The sequence below is a fragment of the Paenibacillus sp. lzh-N1 genome, from assembly GCF_002872435.1.
Lineage (GTDB): Bacteria > Bacillota > Bacilli > Paenibacillales > Paenibacillaceae > Paenibacillus > Paenibacillus polymyxa_C.
In genome coordinates, this window is sequence record NZ_CP025696.1 from 723,783 (window position 1) to 741,538 (window position 17,756).

Consider the following 17,756-nt stretch of genomic DNA (forward strand, 5'->3'; position numbering starts at 1 on the left):
AACCGACTACTTACATGGTTGGGCTTGTTCCCAATCCATCATCGTTGTACATTGGTTTAAACAAGCTAACGTTTCATCCAACTGGGACTCTAATTGCTCTTTTGACCATTTGTTGCTATTTCTATGCAGCTCCTTTTTAATCCTTTGCAAATCACTTGTGATTAGTAATAGCATCCAAAGCGAAAATACCACAGCAAACATACCATATTCCTGTATAAATGCCGTTCGATCTACCTGTATCCCCAACAGCTCCAGCTGTTCCAGATAGGTGTCTAGCATACGAATACGCAATTCAGACGTCATATGTCGGGGGAATAACGGATGGGACATGTCGATCAGGTGATATACATCCCACAGCGGTGTGTTTAGATGAACATGCTCCCAATCCAATACCTTTAACTGCTCCCCACTCAGCGCATAGTTCCCCGGATGAAGATCACCATGAGACAGTACAAGCTGGTGTGAAAAAGATAGATGCTCCAGTTGTACATAAATACGCTGCATGTGTTGCTTGGAAAAACCGAGTGAGCTGCAAAGCTCTAATATATCTGGCTTGCGTATGTGCAGTTCAGAAACCATCTCCTGAATGAGCGGCTTCGGTCCCCGCAATGGCATTCCTGCAAAATAATCCAGTGGCAAAGCATGCCACCTTGCAACAAGTCCTACAGCTTGCAATAGGATTTCGTCTGCGTGAACATGATGTAACGGACCAAGGTCCTCAAATACCATCCATTCTCCTCCGTCATCTGCGTCTGCATCAGACCAAGCTAGCAATTGGGGATAGATGGGTGGTAATGCGGGAAGCACATGCTCGTACACCCATCTCTCGTGCCCCTTCTGATCGTCATTGGTTAGTGGTTTAAATATATAACTTTCAGAGGAGGACACGTAAAAACGTTCCACATGCCGGCCATTCGTACCTGTATATAAAATTTCACGATCGCGCACCAGCGTATCATTCAAAGTACCGTCTACATTCACATATTGATGAAATAGATTCATAGCCACCCAACTTTTTTTGTATAAAATGTAATAGCACGATCATAACATAGTCCTTGTTCTGAACGAAGCCCAGATCATCTTTTGGGTAACTCAACGTACCAAAAAGGGGCTTGTCCTATTAGATCATACGACCTGTTGGACAGCCCCTTTTCCTATCCGTACTCCTATCCTACGCTAACGATTAGTATTTAGTATTGCCGGACTCGCTCGTGTTGCTAGATTTAAAGCCTTTGAACAATTGTTTTACATTATGATAACGAGTATTCGTAATTTTAGCTTTGCTGTTAGGACCGTCGGATCTCAGGATCGAATCCTTCACGTTGGAAATATCCGAGTTATCCAAAGTCATATTCACTCTAAAAGTAGAGCCCCCAAGTTGGCGAACCAGCTTACCGATATCATCGGCTCTAAAGTTTTTAATGTTAATTGTGCCTTCGGCATTGATTTGGAACACTTTATCATATGCATGGTATGCTCCACCGCCTGTAATATTCACTGTGCCTGGTTCTTTAAGCGTCAATGCATCTTCACCAACATCCTCCCACGTAACGTTGGAAATGGTGCCATTGCCATATACATGCACACCATCCGCAGCAGGCGCGGCGATGATCACATTTTTCAGCGTTGCATTATTTTCAAGCTTGAAGATAGGCTTTTGAGCCTCTTTTTGGCTTCCATCTCCCAAGGTATCGGGGTCAGCCACTACGGTCTTGCCTTTACCATCGTATACTTCTCCGGCTTTTACAAGTATGGTCTTATGAACGACCTCTGGAGCTGCATGAGCAGAATAATTGCCGACAAATAATGCGATCAACATACCGGATAAAGCAATACTCATTCCCTTTTTCAATACTTTAGCTGTGTTTGTTTTCATTTCAATTCATCCCTCTCGTAGATTGTTTTTTATTCTTATCTCCAATTCTCCGTTGACTAGAGCGCAAGCGCGTAGACCGTATCACCACCTTCGTACAATGAACCCATTGACCGACACATGTCCGTAAAGTGATATTTAACTATTTGCATATGTATACTTGGTTTTTGGTTCAAAGTAGCTTCATTATTATAAATTCAATCAATCACAAATTGTAAATAGAGCGATTACATTTACAATTTGCATAATTCTATTATATTCCTGCTTCCAATAATTTCAATACGTTTTTCGGCAAAATATGTCCTTTTTTTCAATTAAGTACACAAAATTGCCTCTTTTATACTTGTACAAGTTTGTTATTCTTCAATTTACGCATTAAATAATACTTGAATACCTAGTTTCGTTTGCCTCTTTTATCGTATACCTCATTGCTGATGTGCTCTATACTATTGAATGACACGGTTGATGAACGTATAATGTATTTAGTGCTTTGAAGCGTTACATCTCAACATTACTGGTGAGAAAAGAGTGGTTATCGTGCAAAACAATAGTGAGATTCCATTAAAAGAACAAAATATTGTGCTCATCGGCTTTATGGGCGTAGGCAAAACAACGATCGGTTCCCATCTAGCGCGCAAACTGTATCGCGATTTTGTCGATATTGATCAGGAGATTGAACAAGAGTACAACATGCCTACAACAGAAATTTTCAAAACTTACGGAGAGAAGCGTTTCCGCGAGATTGAAAAAGAACATATTTTGAAGTTGTGCAGCAATACACGCCTCAAAATCATTTCTGTTGGCGGTGGTGCGTTTTTACAGGAAGAGGTGAAGCAGGCTTGTTTGGCTTCCTCCATTGTGTTCTTCTTGGATTTAAATTGGGATTCCTGGAAAGATCGGCTCAAGATGCTGATTGACACCCGCCCTAATCTGCAAAACAAGACGCTGGAGGAAATTGAAAATCTTTTCCGTTCCAGACAGGACATTTACGCGGTGAATCACTCCAAGATCGATACCGATCAGTTGGATGCGGAAGAAGTCGCAGACTATATTATTCAAACGCTGAATCTGGGTTGGGAATTGTATGAACCTACTCGGGGATTGAATTAAGCGTTACAAAAAGGAGGGCCCCAGCATGCTTATCGCTTGGGGTCCTCCTTTTGTGTTCATTGCGGATAACTTGCTCACTAGCGAGCAATACCTGCGTCTTTTAAGAATGGCTATGCAGCACCTGCAATATTTCTCTCAGTTCAGTGACAGGAATCTGTCCCGGCGCGGAAGCTTTCTTGGCAGCACCAAAAGTCAAAGCTGAACCAAACAGTTCTCCGGTCAGACGGCTCACGACACCTTTTCCCGCCATCGACATCGTGATAATCGGCCGATCCGCATACTCTTCTGCCATAGTGCGTGTGGCGTCCAGTAAGGTCAGTACATCGGCTGTATTAGTTGGCATCACCGCTATTTTAGGCAGATCGCCGCCCAATTCCTGTGCCTTACGCAACCGGGACACAATTTCCTCTTTCGATGGTGTCTTTTGGAAATCGTGGTTAGAAATGATCACATATACGTTATGCTTGTGTGCTGCTTCTACCAGTGTCTTCACATCAGCTTCCTCATTAAAAAGCTCTACATCAATGATATCTACTTGTCCCGTCTCGGCCACAGTGCGATTCAATTCCACATAACTTGCAGCACTGATTTCCTTTTCTCCACCTTCTCGGGCGCTACGGAACGTAAATACGAGTGGAATATTGGCTAAAATAGACCGAATTTCATGTAAGGCAGCCTTTACCTTTTCCAGATCTTCCACATGCTCGAAAAAATCGACTCTCCACTCTACGATATCCAGGTCGAGTGTTCGTAAATGGGTAGCCTCTTCCTTCAACTGCTCCAACGTTTCTCCCACCATGGGAACACATATTTTAGGCGCTCCTTCACCGATCCGTACATCTTTTATCTTTACGATTTTTCCCATATCTATCTCACTCCCCAATTACAGTTTTAAGTCGAACATTCACAATAATTCATAGTATAACGCATTATGAATAAGCATGCAGACGATTAGGTTCAGTCGCTAGTTATTTCGTATCCAGTACGATTTGAGGAGACAATTCTCGTTTTGCAGGAAAAACGGCACTGTAGCGAAAATTAACAAATACCGCCAGTGCGATTCCAAGTACATTCACGATAATAGCCAGCATAAACACACTGGAAATCTGAGAATGCTTCAAAAGAAAGCCTGTAAACACGGGAATGAGCGTATAGGACAGCGAAGTTGCGGTATAAATAAACCCGGTAATCTGTCCTTTTCGTTGACTAAAAAATTCACTCATTACGGTTAACGTCAGCTGAAGTACACCCGATATTGAAAACCCGATGACACTCGCACAGATAATGGCGGCAGCCCCAGATTTGAAAAGAAGAAGCGCTCCAAAAGCCAACAAGGAAATGCAAGGATAAATAAGGATGATATGAACAGGTTTAACCCATTTTCTCAATACAATGACCAATACAAACACGGAAACCAGCGAACCCATATTGTAATAAACTAATAGCCTCAGAGACTCTGATTCCGTCATGCCGATAAACTGTTGTCCAAAGGTAGGCAACCATAACTGCACAATATACAGCAAGGTAGGTCCTGTAAATCCAAGCAAGATAAGACACACACCTTCCTGCCAAAACCGCGGTTTACTCGGATCATTTTCTTTTAAATTCCCTGTCTGCTTGGCGCTAGATACAGAAGTACCGCCACTTTGCCCCTTGGTGGGCTGCACGCGCATGTCTGGAAACTTCATTCTGAACAAGTAGATCGCATTCAATACAAATATCAGTGCTGGTATAAAGAAAGAGAACCCGTAAAAAATATCGTGATTCATAAAAAAGATAATCATTAGCGGTAAAAATGCCGCCCCAATGGATATAAAACCTCTCACCAACACTGTAGCCGAACCAGAGGATTGGGGAAAAGCCTCGATCAGAGCTGGATAAGTACCTGAATCAAGAAAAGAATTCGCTACACCTGCCAGCACAGCCAGTACCATCGCCATCTCAAAGGTGGGACTCAGCGGTATACCGACCAAGAATACGGTCATCAGCAGCCCTGCGGCCACAATAAACGGTTTGCGACCATAGCGGTCGGAGAGCACTCCGGATATATACAGCGTAAACATTCTGCCAAACCCCATCGCGGAAACCAAGAGACTGATGCCTGCCTGATCTGTATGCAAATGCTCTGTTAAAAAGGACATGTGTGACGCCAGCATAATATTAAACATGCCGAACAAAAGATAGTTCACATAAAGACCTGTCGCCACTGGAATAGAAGAACGTTTCATCATGAATTCACCTGCTTTTGTAAGTAAGTCTTGTAGTATCAAAACGTGAATCATTTCACATTGCTTGTGTCGATGATGAAGTATAGAACACAATTTAAAATTTATCAAGTTTAAAAATTGCGAGACTCCGGCTTAGACACGCTGATGCGTTTTCAGATAAAACTCCTTGCCATAACTTAGGGCAAAGTTCCGAAACTCTACTACTGCCGGGGATAAGTATCTATTTTTAATGCTGGCTAGGTAGATAAAACGCTCGTATTCTGGATTTACAATAGGCAATGTTTTGACGTTAAAATAATCTAACGATGAAATGCGGGGCATAACTCCGATCCCGTAATTGATAGACACCAGTCCTGCCATTGCCGTATCTTCTTCAATCTCGCAAATAATCTGTGGTGTAACGCCTGCCTTGGCGAACAAATTTTCAATAATGGGCCGAACCCCACTCTTTTTGTTGAAGAAGATCACCGGGTAATCCGCTGTATCCTTAAGATCAATTTGGTCCAGCGAAGCCAGCGGATGATCAGGGGAAACAATGACCACCAGTTCCTGCTGAGCCAGCGGAATAAACTCCACTTCTGGTTCATTTTCCACGTGAGAGCAGAACGCCACGTCATAGTGTTCCTGCTTCAGACCTTGAATAATATCGTTCGTATTCCCTTGGTGAAACGAAAAGGAAATGTCTTTACGGGCATCTTGAGCTGAAAAAGCTTGGATTATTGCTGGAATGAAGTGTGAACCTAACGTGTAAATGAACGCCAAATCTATATTCCCATGGCTTGGACTCACTAATTCCCGTAAGTTATGCTCCCCCTTTTCCAATTCATCCATCGCGTGCTCCACATATTTCAGAAAAAATCGCCCGTATTTGTTTAGTCGAATATTTCTCCCCTGCTTTTCAAACAGATGAACACCCAAATCCTTTTCTAATTCTGAAATCGCATGACTTAAACTGGGTTGAGTGATACATAGCCGCGCAGCTGCCTGGGTAAAATGCTCCATCTGTGCAAGTACACGAAAATATTGTAAGTGCTTCAGATTCATAAGAATGTACGCTCCCTCTTTAATTCATATTTTAAATTATAGATTCAAACTATGAAAACCGATAAAAATATGCATTGGATTTATAATAACACCCCTTATATAATTAAAACATAGACATTATGTGAATATTTTCACTTGTTTGTGGGCGTACTTTAATAGACCTGGACGATGCCTATCTAGGCCATTGATCTAAAATTTAAGTTGGGAGTTACACTTATGAAAAATCCTTATATCAGAATGGCAACAGGGCTTTATATCAACTATTTTCTTCTGGGTATGATTAATGTTATTCTCTCGTCGAATATGAGCTTTCTGACCGTGCAATTGAACACGGATAAAGCAGCCATCGGCTATCTGGTGTCAGCGATTGGAATTGGTAAACTGCTCGCTCTCGGAGTAGCCGGAAAAATGTCAGATAAATATGGAAGGAAACCACTCATTGTTATTGCATCATTTGCTTATTTAATCTTCCTAATCGGTATTCCGCTTGCACCTAACTACACGTTGGCATTCGTGTTTGCCATTATCGCAGGGCTCTGCAACTCAATGATGGATGCGGGGACTTATCCCGCACTCATTGAAGGGTTCGGAAAAAAAGCCGGGTCTGCAACCGTCCTGGTCAAAGCATCCATCTCGATCGGTGCCATTGTTATTCCGTTCATGATTGCATTTTTTATTAATCACGATATGTTCTATGGATATTCCTTCTTTATTCCAGCAGGAATTTATCTGCTGAACGGGATCTTCTTGTCGATGACCGCTTTCCCCAACCACAAAGCAGAGGAACAAAAGGCTCCAGCCGAGGCTGGTCAATCAACGGATTCGTTCCACAACGAGCCTAAGTTTTGGCAAGAAGGTCTGTCTCTGATTATTATCGGTTTTACTTCAACTGTATTGTTCATGATCGTGCAGCTATGGCTTCCTACCTTTGGACAAGAAGCTCTTGGCATGGACAAAGCCAGCGCCATTAAGCTGCTTAGCTACTATAGTATAGGTTCACTAGTTTCCGTTATTTTGTTGGCTGTGGTACTTGGTAGATTCATTAAGCCTATTACCGTCATGATTGTGTATCCGCTTATTGCCCTGTTTTCTTTGCTGGCTTTAATTGTATGGCACAATCCTGTCGCTACCTTGATCAGTTCATTCTTAATCGGCTTGTCTACTGCGGGTATCTTCCAAATTGCCCTTACGGTCATGACAGAATTTTTCCGCAAGAACAAAGGAACTACGACTTCTCTCGTAAACATAGCAGCCAGCCTATCGTTCATCCTGATGCCTTTGGCTACCGGGAGCATGTCCAAAAGTCTGGGAATTACCTCGGTATTCATTCTAGATATTGCGATTGCCGTAGTCAGTATTTTGCTGGCCGTGTTTGTTGCTTATCGATATAAAAAAGTGTTTCATTAAACTACACAGATAACTTGGAGGCTTATTATGAAAAACGCTGGACGTATTGACGGAAGAACACAATTAATCGGACTGCTAGCTACACCGATCGGACACTCTTTGTCCCCGGCTATGCATAATCTTGCGTTTGAGAAACTAGGGCTAAACAACGCATATATGGCCTTTGAAGTAGGCAATGAACAACTTGAAGAAGTAGTACGGGGGATGCACGCTCTAAACATACGCGGCTACAATGTGTCCATGCCCAACAAAACAGCCATCTTACAGTACCTTGACGAGCTGGACGACAGCGCTAAATTTACAGGTGCCGTCAACACTGTCGTGAATACGGATGGTAAGCTGAAAGGCTACAGTACAGATGGATCTGGTTATGTTCGCAACTTGCAGGAGCACGGCATTGATCTGAAAGGTAAGAAAATGACACTCGTCGGCTCAGGCGGTGCTGCAACACCGATTGCTATTGAAGCCGCTCGAGCTGGTCTTGCTGAAATTTCAATTTTCGCTCGTAATGACCAGTTCTTTGCCCGGGCGGAAGAGAATGTTCGTATTATTAATGAAGAGATGAAACATGCTCAAGTCAAGGCGAACATCTATGCATTAGAGGATCAGGAGAAGCTGCGTGAAGAGATTCTTACAAGTCATATTTTCGCTAATGGTACAGGTGTGGGTATGAAACCGCTGGAAGGCAAAAGTGTCATTGAGGATGTGTCCATGCTTCGTTCCGACCTGATCGTGACCGATGTAGTGTACAGCCCAGCTAAATCCAAACTGATGGAACAAGCTGAGTCCGTAGGTGCAACCGCCATTAACGGTCTGGGCATGATGCTGTGGCAGGGCGCACTTGCCTTCGAATTATGGACAGGGCAAGAAATGCCTGTCGCTTATATTAAAGAACAGCTTTTTGCTGATCAACTGTAAGATTTAGAGCTGCTAACAAGCACATCAAGCCATGAGTTCCTTCTATTATATATGCATATATGTACTTTAAAGACGATGCTCAGCGAATGAAACTTCTGCCGGGCATCGTCTTTTTTATGGGTACACACCATTCTTCCTTCTCTTTTCATTAATCCTTATATGGGTCAAACTCATTGGCCCCAGCCATGCATACCCCGATTGGCTTCAGCACATGCATAACTTCAACAGTCTCGGAATGAGCGTCCAGCACCTCACGCAGTTTGCGGTAGACGAACGGGCTTTCGTCTGTACCTGCTCCGCGCAGCTCGACACCGTAGTTTCGAACAGCCTCCTTCATCTGTAGGTCCGTAATCTGCCCTCCGCTACGCGTACGGGTTTTCCAATTCATTTTACCGGCTGCCTGGGTACGACTCATAATACGACCTGCGCCATGGACTGTGCTATAGTAGGAATCCCGATTTTCTACCGAATCTTTCCCACGCACAATCACCGAGATATCCCCCATGCTTCCTCCAATAAAGCCCATTTGACCAGGGGCCGAGGGGGTTGCGCCTTTGCGGACCACAATGGTGTCGCGTCCATCATGCTGTTCTTTCCACGCGTAATTATGGTGATTATGCACCGTAAAGTCCGCTTCGGTCCCCATAATACCAAGCACTTGTTCTATCACATGGTCACGTCCTGCATAAGCATAACGTCCGGCAAGGCGCATTGCACGATAGTACATATCCCCCAGCTCACTGTTCATATCCAGTAGTACAGGCGGCTGATCCATATGTTCTCCCGGCGCCTTTCCGAGAAACTCCCGTCCTGCGGCCAAATTTAGAAACCCGCTTGCTGTTTTATGCCCAAAGCCCCGGCTGCCGAAATGATTGGCAATCCAGACCTGTCCTGTCGCTTCCTCTACAAATACATCAACAAAATGATTGCCACTTCCTACTGTACCCAGCTGTTCTCTCGCCAAGGACTTCAGTTTGTCATGCTCTTGCTTCCCAATCGCTGCATATACCGCCCAATCCGGGTCATCAAACAGCTCATGGTCCACCTGAATCTCATTCACACGACCTACGCCAAATGAAATCTGACGTGCAATCTCATCCATCACGGTTGAAATACGCGGCATAATGTCTGCGGCAGACAGCTTGGTTCTTACCGCCTTATTTCCGCAGCCGATATCATACCCTACACCTGAAGGTGAAATTTGTCCGTCATACACCATCACACCGCCAATGGGCTGACTGTAGCCTTTATGATGATCTGCCATCAGTAGCGCCTGAATCACATTACCATTTTCGGCACATGTGCGGGCTTGAGATAATGCCCCCGGATCAGGTGCTCCCCATACGCGTACTCCATTGATTTCTTGATAAGCCATCGTTTTATCCCTCCATATTTTGCAAGAAAATTTCTATATGTAAAATTGAGCATTCTATTTTTAAACTTTGGATCTCTTAATAGCATTATGTACGGTTTACCCGCTTCCGAACAGGGCGTAAGTATTACAAGCACAACATCAGACGTCTCTATAAGAAAGTCCCTAAGAAAATGAAAAAGGATATCCATGCAGCCAAACAGACTGTAGGATATCCTTTTATGATCATTTAGAAACCATTAATCAATTTTACTGATATTTTTTGATGATTCCGAATTGATCCACAATAAAAGGTTTGGCATCATTTTTGTTTTGATCAATTTCGTACGTTACGGCTGTAAGTTTATTTTCGTCTACAGTGATGCCAACAAAATTCTGTACCTGTCCTCGTACAGGTCTACGATTGTCACTCGGATCTGGGCCATATACTGCCGCATGATTCTCTTCAGCTAATTCAAAGAGGTTATAGTACTTATCTCCAAGCTTTTCACTCGGGTTCTTGTAGTAAACTTTAGGGCCAGCAGTTGCTGGGATGACATAGATACTTCCATCCGGATTCACACTATATTCAATCGTCTTTTCATTTAATCTATCTTTTAATTGGGTTGGCGTTGTTGCTTTACCCTCTTGGTTGATTGGTTTCGTCCGAGCATAAATATGATCATGCCCCTGCACGACAAAGTCGATATCAAGTTTGTCCATGAGTGGAGCGATTTGGTTACGAACTCCATTGTTATCCATGATGTCAGCATCTGTTGCATGGTTAGAGGTAGTGTAGGGACCTTTGTGAATATTAACAATGATCCACTTTGCACCCGCCTTTTTGGCTGCCGCAGCATCTTTCTTTAACCATTCAACTTGATCTTCAGAAAAATTGGCATATTTCTCTGAGTCCTCATTGGAATTCAGTACGATAAAGTGAGCATTGCTGTAATCAAAGGAGTAGTACGCTCCTGTTTTAGTAGCAGAACCCGCTGGTTGATTAATATTAAAGTGATCATAAAAAGCGTAGTTCTCATCCTCGTGATTACCTGCTGAAGGAACAATGGTTGTATTCAAAAGACTTTTTTGTGAATGTCCCAACAACCAGTTCCACTGCTCTTCTTTGGTACCGGTATCTACGATATCTCCGTTGTGAACTACAAACTGAGCATTATTTACGGTTTGAAGTGCTTTTTCGAGCGTCTGTGAAGACAATATGGCTTCATCTTCGCTTTTCGCTTGTGTATCAGCTAAATCAATGAAGGTAAATTCACCGTTCTTAGGAGCCGTTTGAAACATACCTGTTTCGCTCCATATCCCGCGCGCTGCATCACCCACACGATAATAATAAGCTGTGTCCGCTTGAAGACCTGTAGCTACAGCTTTATGGACAAGCTCTTCTGGAGAATTGGTCGATGGAGAGGAAGTGCCTTCAAATGTAAGAGCATTCGTAAAATCAGCTTCAGAAGCTGTTTTCTTGGTTACTTGAACAGTGCTCTTCGTGAAAAGCTTTGAAGTATACCAGGTAAATCCTTTGGAGGCTTTGGTGTCTCCATAAAATGTAGCTGTAACTTTACTAATACCTTGATCTGTGTTCACTGGTGACTCAGCATGAACAGGTAAGGCTGACAGGCCCGTAATCAAACCTAACGCAAGAGCAACAGACATAGATGTTGCTGACCACTTTTGAAACTTCTTAAACATGTGTACACTCCTCTGTGCAGTTAATATGTAAAAGTTATAAATATGATCATAACAATCAATTATTAATACGTTATTTGCTGAGATGTAGTGCTTTGTAAAAATGAGTTTAGGTATATAAACCAAAAAAGGCCTACCGGATGTTTGCAAAATTTGCGAAACCGGTAGGCCTTATTCATGTTCTAAGTACTCTTGACACATAAAACTAGACTGCCCCCATATAAGAAGCAGTCGCGGAGTCTTGGAAAGCTAGTAAGGGTTTGGTTAAATCACTAGCCAACTAATGTGCAGAGGTATTTTTCAAATCCGCTTCATAACGAAGACCAAATTGTTGTCTTGCCTCCTCCATCACTTCAGCGACTGTCAGCGAACACTCCAAAGAGTTAATGGAACTGTTGCGTTCCCCACTCTTGATCAGATCAATAAATTCCTGAATTTCATAATACATGGGCTCACGCGTCTGAGCCTTGGTCAAATCCTCAATCGTGCCGTCCCGATAATGAATTTTCACCTCATAGGGCTGGCTGATTTTGTCGATCACCATCGTTCCATACTCACCCTGAATTTCGGCAGGCAAATAGGAATCTGTAATTTTGGAATGCATGACGATAGCATCCATATCCGGGTACTTCATCACGATACTGCCCTCGCCGTCGACACCAGAGGATAACAGTACACCCACCGCCCGGATCTCATCCGGTTTGCCGAACAATGCTACCATTGGATACAAACAATACACTCCCAGATCCATCAAGGAACCATTCGAAAAAGCCGGATTAAAGGCATTCAGCACCTTGCCCTGCTTAAAAGCATCAAAGCGTGAAGAGTATTGACAGTAACTTGCAAAATAACGCCGAACCCGGCCTATTTTATACATATGATCCTTTATAATTTTAAAGTTGGGCATAAGCGTGGATTTAACGGCCTCCATCAACAGAACATCATTGTTGCGCGCGGCTTCGATCATACTCTGCACCTCTGCTGCATTAGAAGCAAAAGGCTTCTCACACAGCACATGCTTTCCATGGTTCATACATAAGATCGCTTGCTCCGCATGTAAAGAATTGGGACTGGCAATATATACGGCATCCACCTGATCACTTGCAGCCATTTGTGCCAGATCTGTAAAAACCTCCGGCTGGCTGTTATATTTGGCAGCAAAGGCTTGGCCTTTCTCCTCTGTTCGTGAGTACACCGCGGTCAGGGAAAATTCGTCTGTCTCTATCGCAGCTTGAATAAATCTTTCTGTTATCCAATTCGTTCCAACGATACCAAAACGCATCACAGTATCCCATCCTTTCCCGTGAGTCATTACAATTAATATATGTTCCTATTCTCGCATTCCAGCCAAGACTTGTCCACTATACCGCTTGTCATCTCCCATGCTTCCACATATTAAAAAGGACTGCGGTCTATCAGCTTAATTTATACTGATTGTACCACAGTCCTTGTATGCTTTTTGAGGTTATATCTCTACTTTTTGGAGATCACCTTGCCCACTTCTGCCAAAATGGCATCCATGGAAGCAGGGTCGTGTACATCGTACTCATCAATGTTGAGACGCAGTACAGGACAGGCATCAAAATCGTTGATCCAATCGGAATATCTACGATGCATTTGCTCCCAATAGGATCGCTCGGTCTGAATCTCCATTTCGCGGCCGCGTTCTTCGATCCGACTCAGTATGGAGGGCAGGCTGCCTTCCAGATAGATCAGCACATCAGGGTGTGGAAAGAACGGGGTCATGACCATCGCCTCAAATAGGCTAGTATATGTTTCATAATCGGTAGGGTTCATTGTTCCCTGATCGGCATGCATTTTCGCAAAAATGCCTGTGTCCTCATAAATGGAACGATCCTGCACAAAACCTCCACCAGACAAGAAAATGTTCTTTTGCTCCTTGAAGCGTTCCGCGAGAAAATAGATCTGCAGATGAAAGCTCCATCTTTCAAAATCGTGATAAAACTTCTCCAGATACGGATTATGATCGACTTGCTCTAACGAGGTTTTAAAACCAAGACGACTGGCCAAAGCGCCCGTTAACGTAGACTTACCTACACCCACCGTACCCGCTACCGTAATTAGGGCATTTGCAGGAATGTTGTAATTATTCACTATATAAGCTCCTTTACATCGGAAACAATTTGTTCAAATTGTGCCTGGTTTTCTACAAAATCAATTTCATTCCCGTTTACGGTCAATATACGAGGGGCAGGTGACTGTTCGGCGAGAAACTGAATGCCTTTATCATAATCCGTAATCAATTGCTCCAGATAGGCAGGGTCCATCTCCTGTTCAAAGGAGCGTCCGCGCTTACGAATTCTGCCCAGCAAGGTATCCAAATCTGCTCTAATATAAACGATAATGTCAGGCTTGGGCATGTCATCTGTGAGCAAATGATAGATTTGGCGATATTTTTCGAGCTTCACACCCTTAAGCGTACGTTCAGCAAAAATCAGATTTTTATAGATATGGTAATCTGAAATTACAGGCTGGGCTTTCTCGATGTATTGCAGACCAGTATCCTCTAGCTGCTTATACCGATTGCAGAGAAAGAACATTTCCAACTGAAAGCTCCACTCATCTATATTTTGATAGAATTTATCGAGAAACGGGTTTTCCTCGACAATCTCTTTGATCATCGGCAATTGTAGCTCGGTTGAAAGCATCGAAGCCAACGTTGTCTTACCTGCTCCAATCGGCCCTTCAACGGCTATAAATGGGGCTTGTTTCATGCGGTTCTGCTCCTCCTTGTACTCCAGGTCCATCCTATGGACAACTATCCTATTGTATCACAAGGAAGTACGCTAGAGGCATAGCAAATCTATGGATAAAACAAAAAAACAGAGCAGCTACGCTTGGCTTCATAGCGTCCCTGTTCTGCTTAATATTTTTGCCTGTCTCTCATTTGAACCAACCTTTTTCATTAAAACGTGTAATCGCCTCAATTCGGTTGCTGACACCCAGCTTATCGAGAATGACTGAAATATAATTTCGCACCGTCCCTGTTGTTAAAAACAGTTCACCAGCAATCTCTTTGGTGTTCTTTCCGTCAGCAATAAGCGCCAACACGGTCTTTTCACGCTCCGTTAGCGGGTTGACCTCGGCATAAGCATCATCAACCAGTTCTGGAGCGTAAATACGCCGACCTGCCATAATGCTGCGAATGGAGGAAGCCAGTTCTTCACTGGGACTGTCCTTGAGTAAATAACCGTGTGTGCCTGCCTTAATCGCTCGTTCAAAATACCCGGGGCGAGCAAACGTTGTTAAAATAAGCACCTTGCAATTCAAGCCTCTGAGTTCCTCTGCAGCATCCAATCCGCTTTTTATCGGCATTTCGATGTCCATAATGCATATGTCTGGCTGATGTTGCTTCACCAGCTCTATAGCTTCTTCCCCGTTGCTTGCTTTTCCGACTACTTTCATGTCTTCTTCCAAGTCCAACAGGGAGGCTAGAGCACCCAGCAACATACGCTGGTCTTCTGCAATAACGATTCGAATCATGGCCCCACCTCCTCATTCGGCTTTTCAGTGATGTTGGGCACCTTAATGACCAGGGTCGTTCCCTGATCGGAACGCAGTTCCATACATCCGTTCACGAATTCGAGCCTTTCCTTCATGCCTTGCAGACCATGTCCCCGAAAGACTGCATTTTCTCCCATAATACCAACTCCATTATCCTGAATCCGCAGGGTCAATTCCTTACGAGACGGCTCAATGGTGATGGAGCAAGCGGTAGCTCCACTGTGCTTCACTACATTGGTTACGGCTTCCTTCATACACATGCTCAGCACATTTTCATTCATTAATGACGTATGCTCCAGCTTCGGGTCGCCCTCCAAGGTCAGTTCGATGTGAGCAGCCTTTAAAATTTGCCGAATACGTAGCAGTTCATCCTCTAGTCTCATGCCGCGCATTTGAGTAACCATTTCCCGTACTTCTTTTAACGCACTTCTTGCCGTGAGACGAACATCGTTAATTTCGACATGAGCCCGTTCCGGGTACTGGTCCAGTAGCTTGCCTGCCAAATCACTCTTCAGCCCAATGAGTGACAGCTTCTGACCCAAGGTATCGTGCAGGTCACGCGCAATTCTTTGCCGTTCCTCCAGCTTGATCAATTCCGATATTTTCTTATTGGCATCCTCTAATTGGACCTGAAGCCGATCACTCTTGTTGCGATTAAAATTTGTAATCGGAAGGAGGATCACACCGATCAGATTGAGCAAGATAAAAGGAATCTGCTTAATAAAAACAGGATTCTGAGAAACAAACCCATAATTGATTAATCCAATCGTAATAACCATTAAAATAATATACAGCGTCGTAAATGCAGCCTTACTTTTAATATTACCGATCAGATAAGCGATAAATATGGAAAAATACATATAGCTAAATAGCAGCGTCATCGTAATCGATATAGCAATCTGCACACTGGTCCAGAAGTATATGAGCCAGCCTTGAGAGACAAAAGCCAGTACATAACAAGCAAAAAACACCAAAATAATCGCGGTACCCAGAATAATATGACTTGTAGATGAAGAGCTAAAATAGTAAAAGGGCAGGATGTAAAAGACGACCCACACATAAGGGCTAAGTCCCGTATTTCTTTGGAAAATCTGATACCACTTTTGCATCCTACCACCCTTTTCTACTTTAGATATCCCTATCTTAACATACCAATTTCCGTACAACGTCTATTTTCTATCCGTGCCTACAACAGGTGTGGGGATGGGTTTTGAAGCGCCAACACGTTTGCTAAGCAGCGGCTTTACTTGTTTAAAGGTCAGAAAGGTTTTGGTACTTTCATCCCACAGTCGGAATTTCAAAGATTGCAGACTGCTACTCACTGTGATCGTGGTCGCCTTTTGCAGCAACGGTGTGGCTTCATGAGCTTTCTCCAAATTGTAATTTGGTACTTTCGGGCTCAGGTGATGAACGTGATGAAAACCAATATTGCCCGTAATCCATTGCAATACTTTAGGGAGCTTGTAGTAAGAGCTGCCTTCTACAGCCGCATTAATATAACTCCACTCTTCATCATGCTCAAAATACGAATCCTCAAACTGGTGTTGCACATAGAACAGCCAGATTCCCAACATACCAGAGACAAAAAAGATAGGCGTCTGTACCAGAAGGAATGCCTGCCAGCCAATAGCCCAGCACAACAGTGCATACAATGCAACGATGGATATATTCGTCACATAAGTGTTTATTTTTTCCTTACGTTTGGCTGTCTTGACATTAAACCGATAGGAAATCAAAAAAGTATAGATCGGACCTAGCCCGAACATAACCCAAGGATTTCGATATATACGATAGGCCAGTCGTGTCCATGTGGAAGCCGCTGTGTACTCTTCTACCGTGAGCACCCACATATCACCTGTGCCTCTTTTATCCAGATTACTGCTGGTTGCATGGTGGATCGCGTGACTATTTTTCCATTGGTGATAAGGGCAGAGCGTAATAATCCCTGTAATCGTTCCCACAATATCGTTCAGCTTGCGACTTTTGAAAAAAGATTGATGACCACAATCATGAAAGATAATAAACGTCCGTACCACAAAGCCTGCCGCAACAATGGTAATTGGAAGCGTAAGCCAGTAAGAAACCGCTAGGCTAAGATAAGCGGCATACCACAATAGGATTAGCGGTCCCAAGGTATTGATAAGTTGCAGAATGCTGGATTTCGTGTTTATTTTCTCGTAGGGAGCCATATTTTTTTTCAATTGAGCTAACGGGAGTTGTGTCATACCCATTCTGATCCTCCTTTAAAATGCAGCCCATACCTTGATCCTGTCAGGCGTACATGTTGGTCTAAGCTCAGTATAAGGAGACCGCTGGATCTGCTGTAGTCATAAACGTCAGTTCGGGCATATGACATTTGTCATATAGACAACTAACCAAACCTGTTTGCCAAATGTTCGCGGGTTTCCTTTCTGCTGTTTTTTTGTTAAAATGTAAGATATATAACGCTGTATGTGACTGGCGAAGTCAGTGGAATCAACCACGAGGGAGCATACAAACAAAGCGTACCGTTCGCCTGGGAGAAGTATTTGCAGAGGATTCGTCTGTCTTGACGACCTTGTGCAAATACTTTTTTTCGTTTTTTAAGACCATGACA

Annotated in this window: 16 protein-coding genes and 1 riboswitch; of the genes, 3 read left to right on the top strand and 13 right to left on the bottom strand. The window is 43.4% G+C overall.

What is annotated here, in order from left to right; genetic code table 11:
* Positions 1-6 precede the first annotated feature (6 nt).
* Positions 7-1,002: an aminoglycoside phosphotransferase family protein gene (locus C0638_RS03230; protein WP_058710816.1), complete on the bottom strand. Its 996-nt coding sequence runs from the start codon at positions 1,000-1,002 to the stop codon at positions 7-9.
* A 181-nt stretch (positions 1,003-1,183) separates the two neighbouring features.
* The gene (locus C0638_RS03235) at positions 1,184-1,876 is read right to left on the bottom strand and encodes a pectate lyase (protein WP_013369567.1); all 693 of its coding nucleotides are present in this window, start codon (positions 1,874-1,876) and stop codon (positions 1,184-1,186) included.
* Between the two features lie 534 nt (positions 1,877-2,410).
* Here C0638_RS03235 and C0638_RS03240 point away from each other — a divergent pair.
* A complete protein-coding gene (locus C0638_RS03240; RefSeq protein ID WP_025677396.1) occupies positions 2,411-2,983 on the top strand; it encodes a shikimate kinase in 573 nt (190 codons plus the stop codon).
* A 100-nt stretch (positions 2,984-3,083) separates the two neighbouring features.
* Here C0638_RS03240 and aroD read toward each other — a convergent pair whose 3' ends face one another.
* The 3 genes from aroD to C0638_RS03255 all read right to left on the bottom strand — a co-directional run bounded on the left by aroD (position 3,084) and on the right by C0638_RS03255 (position 6,255).
* The gene (gene aroD / locus C0638_RS03245) at positions 3,084-3,848 is read right to left on the bottom strand and encodes a type I 3-dehydroquinate dehydratase (protein WP_058710817.1); all 765 of its coding nucleotides are present in this window, start codon (positions 3,846-3,848) and stop codon (positions 3,084-3,086) included.
* 103 nt (positions 3,849-3,951) lie between these two features.
* On the bottom strand, positions 3,952-5,214 hold the full coding sequence (locus tag C0638_RS03250) for an MFS transporter (protein ID WP_058710818.1): 1,263 nt from the start codon (positions 5,212-5,214) through the stop codon (positions 3,952-3,954).
* A 129-nt stretch (positions 5,215-5,343) separates the two neighbouring features.
* On the bottom strand, positions 5,344-6,255 hold the full coding sequence (locus C0638_RS03255) for a LysR family transcriptional regulator (protein ID WP_058710819.1): 912 nt from the start codon (positions 6,253-6,255) through the stop codon (positions 5,344-5,346).
* Positions 6,256-6,471: 216 nt separating this feature from the next.
* On the opposite strand from C0638_RS03255, the gene C0638_RS03260 reads away from it, so the two are divergent.
* Positions 6,472-7,662 (top strand): MFS transporter, encoded by a 1,191-nt coding sequence (locus tag C0638_RS03260; protein ID WP_058710713.1) that lies wholly within the window; start codon positions 6,472-6,474, stop codon positions 7,660-7,662.
* Between the two features lie 27 nt (positions 7,663-7,689).
* Positions 7,690-8,580, top strand: coding sequence for a shikimate dehydrogenase (aroE, locus tag C0638_RS03265; RefSeq protein ID WP_058710714.1), 891 nt, complete (start codon positions 7,690-7,692; stop codon positions 8,578-8,580).
* 148 nt (positions 8,581-8,728) lie between these two features.
* On the opposite strand, the gene C0638_RS03270 is transcribed toward aroE, so the two are convergent.
* The 8 genes from C0638_RS03270 to C0638_RS03305 form a co-directional block, all read right to left on the bottom strand.
* On the bottom strand, positions 8,729-9,955 hold the full coding sequence (locus tag C0638_RS03270) for an RtcB family protein (RefSeq protein ID WP_013369560.1): 1,227 nt from the start codon (positions 9,953-9,955) through the stop codon (positions 8,729-8,731).
* 246 nt (positions 9,956-10,201) lie between these two features.
* On the bottom strand, positions 10,202-11,638 hold the full coding sequence (locus tag C0638_RS03275) for a purple acid phosphatase family protein (RefSeq protein ID WP_058710715.1): 1,437 nt from the start codon (positions 11,636-11,638) through the stop codon (positions 10,202-10,204).
* Positions 11,639-11,915: 277 nt separating this feature from the next.
* Positions 11,916-12,917, bottom strand: a complete 1,002-nt coding sequence (locus C0638_RS03280; protein WP_013369558.1) for a Gfo/Idh/MocA family protein — start codon at positions 12,915-12,917, stop codon at positions 11,916-11,918.
* Positions 12,918-13,108: 191 nt separating this feature from the next.
* On the bottom strand, positions 13,109-13,750 hold the full coding sequence (locus C0638_RS03285; protein WP_058710716.1) for a deoxynucleoside kinase: 642 nt from the start codon (positions 13,748-13,750) through the stop codon (positions 13,109-13,111).
* Complete coding sequence (locus tag C0638_RS03290; RefSeq protein ID WP_040102071.1) at positions 13,750-14,370, bottom strand: deoxynucleoside kinase; 621 nt, start codon at positions 14,368-14,370, stop codon at positions 13,750-13,752. The genes C0638_RS03285 and C0638_RS03290 overlap by 1 nt, the downstream gene beginning before the upstream one ends.
* 169 nt (positions 14,371-14,539) lie before the next feature.
* A complete protein-coding gene (locus tag C0638_RS03295) occupies positions 14,540-15,139 on the bottom strand; it encodes a response regulator transcription factor (RefSeq protein WP_013369555.1) in 600 nt (199 codons plus the stop codon).
* Entirely contained in the window at positions 15,136-16,269 is a 1,134-nt protein-coding gene (locus tag C0638_RS03300; protein ID WP_040102072.1) for a sensor histidine kinase, read from the bottom strand. The genes C0638_RS03295 and C0638_RS03300 overlap by 4 nt, the downstream gene beginning before the upstream one ends.
* A gap of 60 nt (positions 16,270-16,329) precedes the next feature.
* Entirely contained in the window at positions 16,330-17,391 is a 1,062-nt protein-coding gene (locus C0638_RS03305; protein WP_058710717.1) for a Delta(5) desaturase DesA, read from the bottom strand.
* Positions 17,392-17,603: 212 nt separating this feature from the next.
* A riboswitch (ZMP/ZTP riboswitch) is annotated at positions 17,604-17,688 on the top strand.
* Positions 17,689-17,756: the final 68 nt, after the last annotated feature.